Raw genomic sequence first — 13,770 nt, forward strand, 5'->3', positions numbered from 1 at the left:
CCATGCCGCCCGGCCCCTGGGCAAAATGCCGGATCGCGGGCATAGTGTGCGCCTGCGAAATCCCTTTTCTTCGAGTAGCGTTACCCATGGATATGTTGCCCCCGGAGCCGTCAGTGGCGATGGACCCGGATATGGTCTTCTCTGTTGCCCGGCATCACCCGGAAATTACTACCGTCGGTCGTCTGGGCCTGGACCGGGTGGAGCAGGCGGCTGCCTACGGCATGGTACCGCTGGGCCTGCCGCTGCCACAGGGGCGGCGCGATCTGGTGGTGATGGCGGAGCGGCGGGATGCCGTGGCGCTGGAGATCGAGGGGCTGGTGGCGCGGCTGGTACGCCGGGCCGAGTTGCTGGAACAGGGACGCCGCGTGCTGGAGGGGACGCATGTCGCCCTGCTGGCGGCAGACGCGAAAAGCCGGGTGCGGGCCCGCGCCCATGATGAGCTCTCCTTTGCCGAGATGCCGGGGCCGATCCGGCTGGAAGTCTCGCGCAGCTTCGACATTGATGAACTGACCGGGCTGGACGATGCCACCTTACGTCAGCATCTGGTGGAAGACCCGCAGCTGCGTCAACTGCTTGAAGCGGCGCTCGAGGATGTGGCGGCCCGCTTGTGGCAGCTGCATGACCTTGTGGGCGAGGCGGATGACAGCTGGACCTTCGAGAATCTGGCCCAGCGTCTCTACCGTGTTGCCCGCACCAACCACCAACCCAACGATATCCTACGCCGCTGGGAAGAGGTGGCGGATACCTGGCTGCGTGAACGCGCCGTGGCGCGCGGTCGCACCTTCGTGAATACCGAGTTCGACTTCGCCAAGTTTGAAAAGCTGTTCCCCACGGCGCGTTCCATGGGGCGCAAGCTGGTGGCCGTCGTCGGTCCCACCAATTCCGGCAAGACCCACCGCGCCATGGCGGCCCTGCATGAGGCCGAACAAGGTGTCTATCTGGCCCCCTTGCGCCTTCTGGCGCTGGAGGTGATGGACCGGCTTAACCGGGAGGGGACGCCCACCACCCTGCTGACGGGGGAGGAGGAAATCCGCGTTCCCGGCGCCCGGCATCTGGCCTCCACCATCGAAATGCTGGACCCCGAGCAGGTGGTGGATGTCGCCGTCATCGACGAGATCCAGATGCTGGCCGACAAGGATCGCGGCTGGGCCTGGACGGCGGCGCTGATGGGGGTGGCGGCCCGCACCGTCTATCTGCTGGGCGCGCCGGAGGCGCTGCCGCTGATTGAACGGGTGGCAGGGTACCTGGGGGAACCGCTGGAGATTGTGCGGTTGGAACGCAAGCAGCCGCTGCACATGGTCGAAGAGCGGCTGGAATTTGAGGATGTGCGCAAGGGCGATGCCCTGATCGCCTTCTCCCGCCGCAATGTGCATCTGGTCCGCGACATCGTGCAGGCCAAGGGCCTGACCGCCGCCGTGATCTATGGCGCGCTGGCGCCCGAAGTGCGCCGCCGGGAGGCGGAGCGTTTCACCAATGGCGAGGCGGATGTCGTCGTGGCCACCGACGCCATTGGCATGGGCCTGAATCTGCCCATCCGCCGCGTATTGTTCACGACCCTGGAAAAGTTCGACGGGGTGGAGCAGCGGGAACTGACGCCTGCTGAGTTGAAACAGATCGCGGGTCGGGCCGGACGGTATGGTCATCATGAGGTTGGCGAATTCGGCGTGGTGGCCAAGGGCACGGTGCAGCAGCTGCGCACCATCTGGACCCGCCATGACCCGTCCTTCGGGTCCCGCCGCGCCCTGACGGTGCGGCCCACCCGCGCCATGGTCGACCGGCTGGCCGGGCGTATCGGTCGGGACAGCATGATGCTGCTGATCGACTGTTTCGCTGCTGCCCGCACGACCGGCAGCCCCTATCGCGTGGCCGACCTGTCGGCCCTGCGCCGTCTGGCCCAGGCGCTGGATGAACGGGATATCGGGTTTGAACAGAAACTGTCCCTGCTGTTCATGCCGTGCGATCCCGAGAAGGAAGTGGATGCCCGCTTCTTCAATCAGATCCTGCGCGCCGTGGAGACGGATGAACCGGTGCCGCTGGGCCTGGTCGTGCCGGCCCGCATGGAACGGCTGGATGATTATGGGTTGGAGGAACTGTCACGGTCCTGCGACCTCTACTATTGGGCCAGCCGCAAGTTTCCCCGTCTGTTTCCCGACCGCAAGGCCGTGGAGGAACGCCGGTCTGAGGTGGCGGGCCGCCTGTCTGAACTGCTGGCCAGCACGGCGCGGCGTCAGCGAATGGGCAAGGGTCCGGGCGGTCGGCCCGGTGGCGGTGGCAAGCCAAAGCCGCCCCAGGGCTTTCGGGGGGCGCCCAAGAAGCGCTATGGGCCACGCAAAGGGTGAGATCGAAACCGCCGGGCTTCCCCAATTGCCTACCGCGATTTGGGGATTTCCTATGACCTGTTACCACGGGGTAAAGGGTGATATATATTAGAAAGCTGAAAGGTCCCCCTGTTAAAAGGTGAAGGATATGTCGCTGTCCGCCAAGGTTGAAGGAAATATCGCTCAATCTTCGGGTGCCGGACAATCTTATAAAGATACTGATATCTATAAATGCTATAAACGTTCACCCTACTCATCTATAAAACACTCATCTTATTTTCATACATATGAAGATTTATTCAGTTCGTATCGGGGGCGTGAGATCACCTTTGTCGAGGTTGGCATTCTGAACGGCGGATCGCTGTTCATGTGGCGAGAATTTTTCGGCCCCAAGGCCCGTATCATTGGCCTGGACTTCAATCCCGCCGCCAAAAGATGGGAACAGGACGGGTTTGAAATCCATATCGGGGATCAGGCCAAACCGGAATTCTGGCAGGAGCTTTTTGCCAAGATCGGAAAAGTGGACATCCTGCTGGATGATGGCGGCCACACATTCGAACAGCAGATCGTGACCGTCTGCGAGGCGATGCCCCATGTCCGGGATGGGGGCCTGATCGCGGTGGAGGATACCCACACCAGCTATTTCAAGGATTTCGGCTATCCCACCCCCTATTCCTTCATCGAATGGACGAAGGTGATCGTCGATAACATCAATTCCCGGTTCCCCGGCATCAATCAGCCCTTTTCCACGCTGCCCTACAAGGACAGTGTCTTCTCGCTGCATTTCTACGAATCGATCGTGGGCTTCAAGATCCGCCGCGACATCTGCGTGCCCAGCCACCCTGTTTCCAATGGCGCCCCCACCCGCCAGCACGAGGATTTCCGGAACAAGGACAGCCTGATCGGCACGGTGGAGGAACGGTCAAACGCGCTATCACGCCGTCTGGCCTTCCTGCGCAACATGCCGTTCCTGTGGCGCACCTTGTCGGCTGCCAAGCGTGTCACGGTCACGGCGGTCGGTCGGTATTATTACAAGGCGCGTCTGCGCCGTCTGCGGCACCTTTTCTAGAACGATTTCCGGTTGACCGGAAATCGCTCCGGCGGCGGCCCGCGCACCCATGTGCGCGTAAGCCAAGCCGCCGGATGGCGGCGCCCGGCGCCTGAGGGAACAGGTAACGACCAAGCTTATGTCGCGGCCAGGATCGAATGGGCCAGCTTCTGCGCCTGTACCCTGATATCGGGCACGGCGGTGATCTCCCACAGGGTGCCGCGCATGATCGGCCCCATGGCGTACAGGCCGGACACGACCTGCCCGTCGGCATTCTTCAACCGGGCATCCCGGTCGGTATCCAGACCCAGCCGCAGCGGGTCGGGCCGCACCAGTCCCGCATCCAGCAGGCCGCGCAGCAGCGGGTCGCGGGTTCCAGCAATATCGCCGCCGGGACCGACACAGTTCACCGCATGCTGCACCGTCAATTCCTCTGCCGCTCTCTGTCCGCGCCGGCGCAGCCGCAGGGAGAGTTCACCGATCTCTCCGGCGCGCAGCCATTCCAGCTTGCCCGCAATCACCCGTAGACGGCCCTGCGCCATCATGGCGCGCAGCCTTTCATCGACGGGCGGTGCTAGCCGGTGGCGATGCACATCCCACCAGGGCCGCAGATGCCGCAGGAAGCGGGCACGTGCTTCAACCGGCAGGGCATGCCAATAGGGGCCGGTTGCGGCACGCAGGCTGTCGATCACCCCATGCCATGACCGTCCCTCCGCCATGGCCGCCCGCACCGCCACGCGCACGGCGTGAAGGGACCCGGCCAGGGACGGGCTGATGACGGGGGCCGCCTGTGGCGTGGCGGGGTGGCCCGCCGGGCCATGGCGTCGCGGCAGAAGCCCGCGACGCGACAGGGCCAGAATCGGCCCGACATGCCCCTGATCCGCCAGGGACAGGGCCACATCCACCATGGTCAGGCTGGTGCCCAGCAGAAGCACCCCATCCTTCTCCCCGATCCGGGAAAGCGCGCCGGGGCCCCAGGGATCGCTCTGGAATCTGAATGTGTCCAGAAGCGCCTTGTCCACGCCCGGCGGTGGGTCAGGGGGGAAGTTCCCCACGGCCAGCACCGCCCCATCAACCTCGTAGGTCCGACCGACATCGGTGGTCAGCTGAAAGCCCCCGCCGGCAGCCGGCATCAGGCCGACCGCGTCGTCGGCGACCAGGACCAGACGCCCGACAGCATCCGACCCGGTCGCCGCCTGGGACAGCATGTCCTGCAGATACTGGCCATAGGTGGCGCGCGCCACGAAGCCTGCCGGATCGGCGGTTTCATTCCGGCCACGCAGCCAGTCCAGGAAATGCCCAGGCCGGTCTGGAAAGGCCGACATGTTGCCGGCCCGGACATTGAGAAGATGCGCGCCGTGCCGCGTGCTGTAGGCGACCCCCTTGCCGAAGCCGCGTGCGCGTTCCACCAGAAGGATGCGGGGGGCCGCCGGGCCGGCGGCCAGAAGGTGCAAGGCCACCAGTGAACCGCTGAAACCGGCGCCGATCACGGCAATGGTGGGGCGTCGGGTGCGATCCGTCATGCGGGCAGGGCTTCCTTGCTGGCGGTATTATCCTATACCACCAGTAGGAATTATGGCCGCCGCAGAGTCAAGCCGGTTCGGCGTGACGATCATGTGACGGTGCGGGCTGACAGAAGTCAGATCACGAAATCCAGCGGATGGCTCAGCGACCGCCGGCGTCGGGACGCCTCCGCCAGGGTGCAGCGGTCCAGCACGGTTGCCATGGCGTCGCGTGCCTTCAGCATGGCCCAGCGGATGACGCAGGTGGCCGCGTCCTCGCAATCCTCGCACGGTTCGAACTTCAGCCGGCTGGCGCAGCGGATGGGGGCAAGCGTGCCGTCAATGACGCGGATGATGTCGCCAACCGACAGATTCTCCGGCGGGCGGGCCAGACGATAGCCACCATGCCGCCCCCGCTGGCTTTGCAGCAGCCCGGCCTTGCGCATGTCCAGCAGGATGGCTTCCAGGAATTTGGCCGGAATATTTTCCGACGCGGCGATTTCCCCGATCTGAACCGTTGTGGCATCTTCAAAGCGATCAGCCAGATGGATACAGGCGCGAAGGGCGTATTTTGCCCGCTGGGTAAGCATCGCGGTCAAACTTTCCGGCACAAACAGGTCTACCCTTCATGGCGTTTCCGCGCGCCGATAGCAAGGGGCCCGTTTCGCTGATCAGCCTTCCGCTTCCGTCGCCATGGCGCGCGACAGTTCGGGGATACGGTCGGCCAAGGCGCGTTGCGCCCGCTCTCCCGCCGCGGTGAGATGCGCCAGCGGTTCCGCCAATGCGGCCCGGTCGGTGCCCGCATCGATGGCCTGTTCCAGGTCGCGCGCCGCCCGCGACAGTTCCATCAGGCCGAAATTTCCGGCCAGGGAAACCATGGAATGGGCCTGGGCCCGCACGACATCCAGGCTGATCGTGCTATCGCCGACCAGGACCGTGCGCTGCCGCAGGGTGGTGGCCACCTCCTCCATCATGGGCAGCAGTGCACCCGCCCCCATCAGCGCTTCCAACTGCGCCTGCATATCCATGGACAGCACCGGCAGATTGCCGCTTGCGGTGCCGCCGGTGGGTGCCGGTGCCTGCGCGGGGCCGATGCGCTGTGACCAGCGGGTCAGGGCGGCGACCAGATGGCTGGCCTCGATGGGTTTGGCGATATGGTCGTTCATTCCCGCCTTGCGGCAGCGTTCCACCTCCGACGGCAGGGCGTTGGCGGTCAGGGCGATGATGGGGATGCGTCCCGCGACGGAGGGCAGGGCGCGGATGGCGCGCGTCGCCTCCAGCCCATCCATCCCCGGCATCTGCACATCCATCAGCACCAGATCATAGGTCGTGCGCTGGACGGCGGCCAGGGCGGCGGCACCATCGACGGCGATGTCGACCCGGTGGCCCGCCCGTTCCAGAATGGCGCGAACCAGAAGCTGGTTCACGGGCAGGTCCTCCGCCACCAGGATATGCAAGGTGCGGGCGTTGGCCCCGTCCCCGCCGGCACCGGGTGTCGGCAGGGCAGGGGCATTGCTGGGCGGATCGGTGAGGCGGAGGGGGATTTCGATCCAGAACAGGCTGCCCCGCCCCGCCTCGCTGGACAGGCCCAGCCGCCCGCTCATCAAGGTAACCAGCCGCTTGCAGATCGCTAGACCCAGGCCCGTTCCGCCATAGCGGCGGGCCGTGGAGGCGTCGGCCTGATGGAACGGTTCGAACAGCTGCGGCTGACGCTCCGGTGCGATGCCGATGCCGGTATCGGCGACCGCGATGCGCAGCGACCCGTTGCCCTCGCCCGCAATGGTGGTGGCCGACAGGGTGACATGGCCAGCCTGAGTGAACTTGACGGCATTGTTCAGCAGGTTCAGCACCACCTGCCGCACCCGTGTGGGGTCCAGCATCAGCCAGGGGGGCAGGTCGGCGGCAAGATCGATTCGCAGGGAAAGGCCCTTTTCCTGTGCCATGGGGCGGACCAGCTCGGCACAGGTCTGCAGCATGCCCACGGTGTCTGTGGGCATCTCCTCCAGCTGCAGGTGCCCGGCATCGACCTTGGAGAAATCCAGCACGTCATTGATGACGGCCAGCAGCGTGCGACCGGCTTCGGCCTGCAAGCCGATGTAACGCCGCCGCTCCGTCTCCGGCAGGTCGGCGGTCAGCAGCAGGTCGGCAAAGCCGATCACGGCGTTCAGGGGCGTGCGCAGCTCGTGGCTGACCGTGGCCAGGAAGTCGGTCTTGGCGCGGGCCGCCGCCTCCGCCTCCCGCCGCGCCATCAGCAGGGCTTCCTCCTGCGCGGTGCGGTCGGTCACGTCGCTGACGGCGCCGAACAGGGCGAAGGGCTTGCCATCGGGCCCGAACTCCACCACCCCGCGCGTCACCACATGGCGCGTCTCGCCCGTGGGCCGGATGATGCGCAGACCCATTTCATAGCTGGCGCCCGACTGCATGGCCGTGGTCACAAGCTCACGTAACCGGTCACGGTCTTCCGGATGATGGGCGGCCAGTGTGGCCTCCATGGTCGGCTGGAACTTGTCCTTGCGCAGCCCGTAGATGCGATAGACCTCGTCCGACCAGGTGAGGCGGCGGGTCGACAGCTCGAACCGCCAATGGCCGACCATGGCAAGCTGTTCACCCAGCCGTAACAGGCGGTTGGCCTCTGACAGGTCGCGTGATTGCGCCCGGCGGCGGCGTGCCTCCACCGCCAGCGCCCGGAACAGCGCGATCATTCCCAGGCTGGCGATGGTCGCGGCGGCCAGGGCGCGCAGGGCCAGGGTCCACCAGGGCGTCAGAACATCGCTCAAGGCCCGGCCGACCAGGGCATAGAGCGGGTAGGAACGGACCTGACGGAAAGCCAGCAGCCGGTGAATGCCATCCACGCTGCTGATATTCTCCACCAGCCCCTGCGGGGCCTGGCGCGCCGTGGACATCAGGGCGCCATCGTCCAGCACCTGTCCCAGGCCGCTATTGCCGTCGCCATTGTCGGCGCGGCTGGAACGGGCCCGGATGATCCCATCCGCCCCCAGCAGATTGACCACCCCGTTCTCGCCCAGATCCAGCTTGTGGTAATAGGCGGAGAGATAGAAGGGGTCCATGGCCAGGGTGATGATGCCGGCCAGGGTACCGTCAAGATGGTTCAGCCGCAGGCTGACCGGCAGCGACCATCTGCCCGATAATCTGCCCACGATGGGCGGGCCGACAAAGACGCTACCCGTATCCTGTCCGACATGCACGGCGACATGGGCGCGGTCCAGATAGTTGGTGATGCGCGCTTCCGGCCCCATGCCCAGCGAGCTGTCGATCAGATAGCCGTCGGCACCGATGATCGACATCTGCACCGTGAAACCTTCGGGCATCGTGTGCTTGCGCATGAAACGGCGCAGGTCGAATCCGGTCGGGTCCGTTTCATATTCGGTCTTGGCGGTGCGCAGCGTCTGTTCGACCGTGGACAGGATCCAGAAGGACTGTTCCTCGAATGCCAGTGCCAGATTGGAGACATCGCGCCGTGCCTGGTCCAGCGCCCGCTCGCGTTCCAGCCATAGCAGCACGCCCGTCCCACCCCAGATCAGGACCAAGGTGAATGTCAGGATCAGGGTCAGCTTCTTGGACGCGACCACCATCGATTCTCCGGGCGGCGGCCATTCCCCTGCCGCGCGATCATTCGATACTCGAATTAAGTAACAAACCGTTCCCGTCCTGGGGCAGGTGCAGAAGGTTAGGTTGTGCCGTCCGATGCAGGGTAGGAGATGGAAACGACTTCCAGTTCCTCCAGCCCCGCCGGTGTCCGCAGGCTGACCAGATCGCCTTCGCGCGCCTTCAGCAGGGCCCGTGCCACGGGCGAAACCCAGGAAATCAGGCCCGGCCCCATATCGGTTTCATCCACGCCGACAATGGTCACCGTGTTCTCCGTCCCATCCTCACGGGCATAGGTGACGGTGGCGCCGAAAAACACCTGATCGCGATGCCTCTGCTGTCTTGCGTCCACGACATTGGCAATCTCCAGCCGCTTGGACAGGAAACGCATGCGGCGGTCAATCTCGCGCAGCCGCTTCTTGCCGTAGAGATAGTCGCCATTTTCCGACCGGTCGCCATTGCCGGCCGCCCAATGCACGATCTCCACAATCTTGGGCCGTTCCACGCGCAGCAGGTTCTGCAATTCCCGCTGCATGCGGTCATATCCCTGCGGTGTGATGTGGTTCTTGGTGCCGGGCGGCAGCGGGCGCGGATCATCGGCGCCGTCATCATCGTCAGCGGCGGCGTCGCGCGCATTCTCGTTGACCCAGGCCTTGCTCATCCCTGCACCGCACCCGTTACGAAACCAGCACAGGGTTTAACGCGGATGCGGGCCGTCAGGAAAGCGAAGCTTCACCCCGCCAGGGCGATGTCGCTGACATCCGAGGCTGTAAGACGGGCCAGACGGTGGTCAGGCAGGGCACAGAGCAGCTTCACCCGCCGTTCCACCATGCCGAACACAAGGTTCAGCAGGGCACGGCGTTCCGTCTCCGACCCTTCAAGCGCCAGCGGATCGGGGAACCGCCAGGTCACGCGCATCGGATTGCCGGTGAAGGCCGGCTGCGGCAGGGCGGTAGACTGTTCGCACACATGAAAGACGAAATCCAAATCCGGCGCATCGGGGCCTGTGAACAGGTCCCAGCGCTTGGGCCGCAGGGTTTGCGTATCGATCCCCACCTTGTGCAGCAGGTCGAGCGTGATCGGATCGGCTTCGTCGCGTGGTTCAGGGCCGGCGGAGAAGGTATCGAAGCGACCCGCGCCCCATTTGCGCAGCAGCCCCTCCGCCATCAGGCTGCGCGAGGCATTGCGGCGGCAGATGAACAGAACGGAAAAGGGACGGTCAGGCGACATGGGTTGGACCCCGTTGCGCGTGGATAGCGCCTGGGGACTTACCGCATCATCGGCGACAGAAATGTCACCATTCCATGGTGGTTGCGTGACAGGAACGGGCGGAGGCCCTTATGCGCCCCCATTCAGGCGGTTCCAGACGCCACGGACCTGCCCGGCAAGGCCCATCGGTTCGAACGGTTTGGCGATGACATCCACCACGCCCAGCGCAAGAAAAGTCTCCACCTCGCGCGGCTGCACCTTGGCGGTGATGAAGATCACGGGGATATCGGTGGTCTCCGGATCGTCCTGCAGTGCGCGCAGCGTGGCGGGGCCGTCCATCACCGGCATCATCACGTCCAGCATGATCAGCTGCGGCTTGAAACGCTTGGCCATCTCCACGGCCTTGGTCCCGCTGTCGCACAGTTCCACGGTGAACTTCCCGATCCGGGTCAGAGCCAGATTGGTAACGGTGCGCAGCATTTCCTCATCCTCGACATAGAGGATACGCTCAAGCGCGGGGATCATGGGGGGTCTCCACGGGTGCTGACATTGCGCCGGTTTCCAACTCGGGGGCCATCCTATGTATCAGGCTGCGGATGGTGTCCACCAGTTCCTCGTTGCGGGCCCTGGACTTGACCAGTGTTGCCGCGACCTGCCGCATCTTCACAGGCCCCGCATCGGCGCCGGTAAAGACCACGATGGGCACGGGCAGTCCCTGCCGGTCGCGCAGATGCGGGATGACATCCAGGCCGCAGCCATCGGGCATGTCGATATCGATGATCCCAATATCAAACGGCCCGGCGGCGGCGGCCTCCATGGCTGCGGCCAGGGTGGGGGCCGGGTGTATTTCCGCCTGTCCAGACAGGAGATGGCGGATGACGGCCTGGATATCGGCGTCATCCTCCACATGCAGCAGACGGGGGCGGTGGGGCGTATCATCGCGGACGGCCCGGCGCAGACCGGCGATCAGCCGTTCCTCGTCAATGGGCTTGGACAGCCAGTCGATGACGCCCACGGCCTCTCCCTCGATGGCATCGCGCTCGCCATCACCGCTGGCTGTGACAACGATAACCGGCAGGTCCCTGGTTTCCGGCTGGGCACGGATGGCGCGGAACAGGCTGACCCCTGGCAGGTCGGGCAGCATCAGGTCCAGGGTCATGGCCTGGAACGGATGGCGGGCCAGCAAGGACAGGGCTTCCCCCGCCGTTGCAGCGATGGTCGGGGTAAAGCCGGCCTGCGACAGCATCAGCGACAGAAGCCGGGCGATATGGGGATCATCCTCGCAGATCAGGATATCGGCGGGAACCGGGGCCGGCATCGCAGGGGGCGGCACGACATTGGCATCCTGCAATACCGGAAGATCGATATGAAACCGGGTGCCGTGACCAGGCACACTGTCAAACCCGATCTGCCCGCCCTGGCGCTCCACGATCTCCTTGGTGATGGCCAGGCCCAGGCCTGTTCCGCCCTTGGCCCGGCTGTCGGAACCGTCCGCCTGCGCGAAGCGCTGGAAAATGCGGTCGCGGAAACTCTCATCAATCCCGATCCCCTGGTCCGCCACCGTGGCCCGCACCAGACCGTCGGGACGCAGTTCCATTGACAGGGTCACTGTGCTGCCAGGCGGGGAGAATTTCACGGCATTGGAGATCAGATTGGCGAAGGCCTGGGCCAACCGATCCGGATCGGCCATGACCTTGGCTTCCAGCCGTGTCTGTGGTGTCAGACCCGGACCGGCGGCCAGCTTCACCTGCGACCGCTCCGCCAGGGCCAGATGGTCACGCACCGCCTCGTCCAGAAGGGCCGGCAGCGACCGCGGCGCCAGATCGAAGCGCATCTTGCCCGATGCGATCTTCTCCATGTCGAGCAGATCGTTGATCAGGCGGATCAGGCGCTCGGTGCTTTCCTGGGCGATATCCGTCAATTGCCGTGCATCGGCGGGCAGGGGGCCGAACATGTCGGAATTGATCATGCCCAGCGATGCGCGGATGGCAGTCAGCGGTGTGCGCAGTTCGTGGCTGACCGTGGAAATGAATTCCGACTTCAGCCGGTCCATTTCCTTCAGGTGCGAGATGTCATTGGCCACGCCCAGGAAGCCCGTCACTACTCCCTGGCCGTCGCGGATGGCGGTGACGGACAGCAGAACCGGGAAGCGGCGGCCATCGCGGGCGATATAGGTCCATTCCCGCTGATCCCGCTTGCCCAGACGGGCGCGGTGCACGAAGGCCTCGAACGGATCGACGGGCGGCTGTCCCAGATCGGTGGTCAGCTTGGCGACGGCGCGCGCCACCTCGCCCATGTCATGGAAGCATTTGGGCGTTTCCTTGCCCACCATCTCGGCGGCGGTATAGCCCAGCATGCGTTCCGCCCCACGGTTGAAGGCGCGAATGGTGCCGTTGGGGTCGGTGACGATGATGGCGTTGTCGGCGCTGTCGACAATAGCCTGCAGCTCGCTGGTCAGGCGGCGCATCTCATCCTCGGCCTGCTTGCGGGCCGTGATCACCTCGGTGAACATCACGATACCGCCGACATCACCGTCGATATCGTACCAGGGATGGATTTCCCAGCGCAGCCAGACGACGGAACCGTCGGCGCGCTGGAACTGATCCTCGGCGGCACTGGCATGTTCGCCGGCCAGGCAGCGTTCATGGATGCTCCGCCACCGTTCCTCGATCTCTGGAAAAATCTCGTAATGCGAGCGGCCGATCAGGTCGCGGTCGTTCAGATCATAGTCGGACAGCCAGCGCCGGCTGACGGCGACATAGCGCAACCTTGTATCCAGCATGGCGATGGCCGCCGGTGCATGCCGGATGAACAGGTCCAGCAGATGCTCACGCCGGCGAAGGGCATCGGCCAGGGACTGGCCTGCCAGATGCACCGCCCGAAAGGCACCGGCGGCGCGCGACAGGTCGCCGACCTCATCCGGCCTTGAAATGTCGGGCATCGTCACGTCGGTCTCCCCGCGCGCGATCTGCTCGAACACCTCGGTCAGCTTGGCCAGCGGGCGCAGCACCCGCCAATGCACCAGCAGCAGGGCCACACCGCCAATGATCAGCGTGGCCAGGCACAGCAGCACACCCTGGGCCAGACTGACCAGCGCGTCTTGTGACAGGCGGCGGGCCCGGACCTCCGTGACCGATTTCGATGCGGTCAGCACCGCCTCCACGGCCTCGATCCCCGTCGTTGCCATGCTGAACCAGTCGGCGGCGGAGACCGGGTCGATCTGTCCGGCGCGGGCCAGATCCATGGCCCTTCGACGGAAAGGTTCGATCCGGTTGGAGATCAGGCTGTCGGTGGCGGATGTGGCGATTCGCACCGTCTCCATGCCGACATCGCTCTGGGCGGCCAACTGCCGGACATTCTCCCAGGCCAGGGTGAAGCGGGTTTCTGACTCCGCCAGCATTTCGATGGTGTTGGGGGTGGCGCCGCGTATCAGGGCCGCCGACAGCAGGGCACGCAGCCGCCCCGCCTGCTCCGCCGCGATCCAGGCCGACTGGCGCAGCGGCGCATGCGCGGCGATCAGCGGGTCGATGATGGGGGAACGGTCGGCCAGCATCTGATGCGACAGTCGGGCCTGATCGATCAGGCCCGTCATGGTGCCGAACCAGCGTTCCGCCAGATCGTCGGGCCGCTCCTGCTGTGTCCGGTGCAGTGCCTCGTCCAGCTGCTCGCGCATGGACCCAAGGGTTTTGCGCGCCTGGCGCAGCGTGGCCAGAAGTTCCGTGGCGCCGTTGGGGGCCTGATCGGGATGGGAAAGATGGGTCAGCAGCGTATCCAGCTGCGTGTCGGTATGGGCGCGAACCGACCGCAGCGGGGCCAGCTGTGCCTCCCCCGGCACGGTTTCCTGGGACAGCAGGACATAGGTCGTGCCGCGTTCCAGCGCCCAACCCAGCGCCAGTTCGACCAGCATGCCGCGCGCCTGATCGGCCGCCAGATACCGGTCGGCCGCGCGCTTGTCGTTCCAGTCGCGCAAAAGCCCCAGGACCGCCAGGGCCACCAGGGCAGCGGCCATGACCAGCATCAACAGGGGGATCAGCAAGCGAAGGCGCATGCGCGGTCATTCCGCTCCGCAATTCGGGATGCGGACCGG

Annotated in this window: 9 protein-coding genes; 2 read left to right on the forward strand and 7 right to left on the reverse strand. The window is 65.2% G+C overall.

Translation table 11 applies throughout. The features are described from left to right. The first annotated feature begins 86 nt into the window (after positions 1-86). Both ACODSP_RS19255 and ACODSP_RS19260 read left to right on the forward strand, forming a co-directional pair. Positions 87-2,339: a helicase-related protein gene (locus ACODSP_RS19255; protein WP_488967168.1), complete on the forward strand. Its 2,253-nt coding sequence runs from the start codon at positions 87-89 to the stop codon at positions 2,337-2,339. A gap of 127 nt (positions 2,340-2,466) precedes the next feature. Then, positions 2,467-3,387, forward strand: a complete 921-nt coding sequence (locus ACODSP_RS19260; RefSeq protein WP_488967169.1) for a class I SAM-dependent methyltransferase — start codon at positions 2,467-2,469, stop codon at positions 3,385-3,387. Between the two features lie 116 nt (positions 3,388-3,503). Here the strand turns inward: ACODSP_RS19260 and ACODSP_RS19265 are convergent, their stop codons facing one another. From ACODSP_RS19265 to ACODSP_RS19295, 7 genes are all read right to left on the reverse strand, one after another. Next, complete coding sequence (locus ACODSP_RS19265; protein WP_488967170.1) at positions 3,504-4,889, reverse strand: FAD/NAD(P)-binding protein; 1,386 nt, start codon at positions 4,887-4,889, stop codon at positions 3,504-3,506. Positions 4,890-5,005: 116 nt separating this feature from the next. Further along, complete coding sequence (locus ACODSP_RS19270; RefSeq protein WP_054169831.1) at positions 5,006-5,458, reverse strand: RrF2 family transcriptional regulator; 453 nt, start codon at positions 5,456-5,458, stop codon at positions 5,006-5,008. Between the two features lie 81 nt (positions 5,459-5,539). Then, positions 5,540-8,461, reverse strand: coding sequence for an ATP-binding protein (locus ACODSP_RS19275; protein ID WP_488967171.1), 2,922 nt, complete (start codon positions 8,459-8,461; stop codon positions 5,540-5,542). A 95-nt stretch (positions 8,462-8,556) separates the two neighbouring features. Continuing rightward, positions 8,557-9,135: a transcription elongation factor GreB gene (gene greB, locus ACODSP_RS19280; protein WP_488967172.1), complete on the reverse strand. Its 579-nt coding sequence runs from the start codon at positions 9,133-9,135 to the stop codon at positions 8,557-8,559. Positions 9,136-9,206: 71 nt separating this feature from the next. Further along, entirely contained in the window at positions 9,207-9,704 is a 498-nt protein-coding gene (locus tag ACODSP_RS19285) for an arsenate reductase/protein-tyrosine-phosphatase family protein (RefSeq protein WP_488967173.1), read from the reverse strand. A gap of 108 nt (positions 9,705-9,812) precedes the next feature. Then, on the reverse strand, positions 9,813-10,208 hold the full coding sequence (locus ACODSP_RS19290; protein ID WP_488967174.1) for a response regulator: 396 nt from the start codon (positions 10,206-10,208) through the stop codon (positions 9,813-9,815). Next, a complete protein-coding gene (locus tag ACODSP_RS19295; protein WP_488967175.1) occupies positions 10,192-13,731 on the reverse strand; it encodes a PAS domain S-box protein in 3,540 nt (1,179 codons plus the stop codon). The genes ACODSP_RS19290 and ACODSP_RS19295 overlap by 17 nt, the downstream gene beginning before the upstream one ends. Positions 13,732-13,770 lie beyond the last annotated feature (39 nt).

The sequence above is a fragment of the Niveispirillum sp. FG156 genome (assembly GCF_057809555.1).

What these genes read in the sequence shown, in the direction of transcription:
- ACODSP_RS19255 (WP_488967168.1), top strand. Translation starts at nt 87, where the DNA reads ATGGATATGTTGCCCCCGGAGCCGTCAGTGGCGATGGACCCGGATATG.
- ACODSP_RS19260 (WP_488967169.1), top strand. Translation starts at nt 2,467, where the DNA reads ATGTCGCTGTCCGCCAAGGTTGAAGGAAATATCGCTCAATCTTCGGGT.
- ACODSP_RS19265 (WP_488967170.1), bottom strand. Translation starts at nt 4,889, where the DNA reads ATGACGGATCGCACCCGACGCCCCACCATTGCCGTGATCGGCGCCGGT.
- ACODSP_RS19270 (WP_054169831.1), bottom strand. Translation starts at nt 5,458, where the DNA reads ATGCTTACCCAGCGGGCAAAATACGCCCTTCGCGCCTGTATCCATCTG.
- ACODSP_RS19275 (WP_488967171.1), bottom strand. Translation starts at nt 8,461, where the DNA reads ATGGTGGTCGCGTCCAAGAAGCTGACCCTGATCCTGACATTCACCTTG.
- greB (WP_488967172.1), bottom strand. Translation starts at nt 9,135, where the DNA reads ATGAGCAAGGCCTGGGTCAACGAGAATGCGCGCGACGCCGCCGCTGAC.
- ACODSP_RS19285 (WP_488967173.1), bottom strand. Translation starts at nt 9,704, where the DNA reads ATGTCGCCTGACCGTCCCTTTTCCGTTCTGTTCATCTGCCGCCGCAAT.
- ACODSP_RS19290 (WP_488967174.1), bottom strand. Translation starts at nt 10,208, where the DNA reads ATGATCCCCGCGCTTGAGCGTATCCTCTATGTCGAGGATGAGGAAATG.
- ACODSP_RS19295 (WP_488967175.1), bottom strand. Translation starts at nt 13,731, where the DNA reads ATGCGCCTTCGCTTGCTGATCCCCCTGTTGATGCTGGTCATGGCCGCT.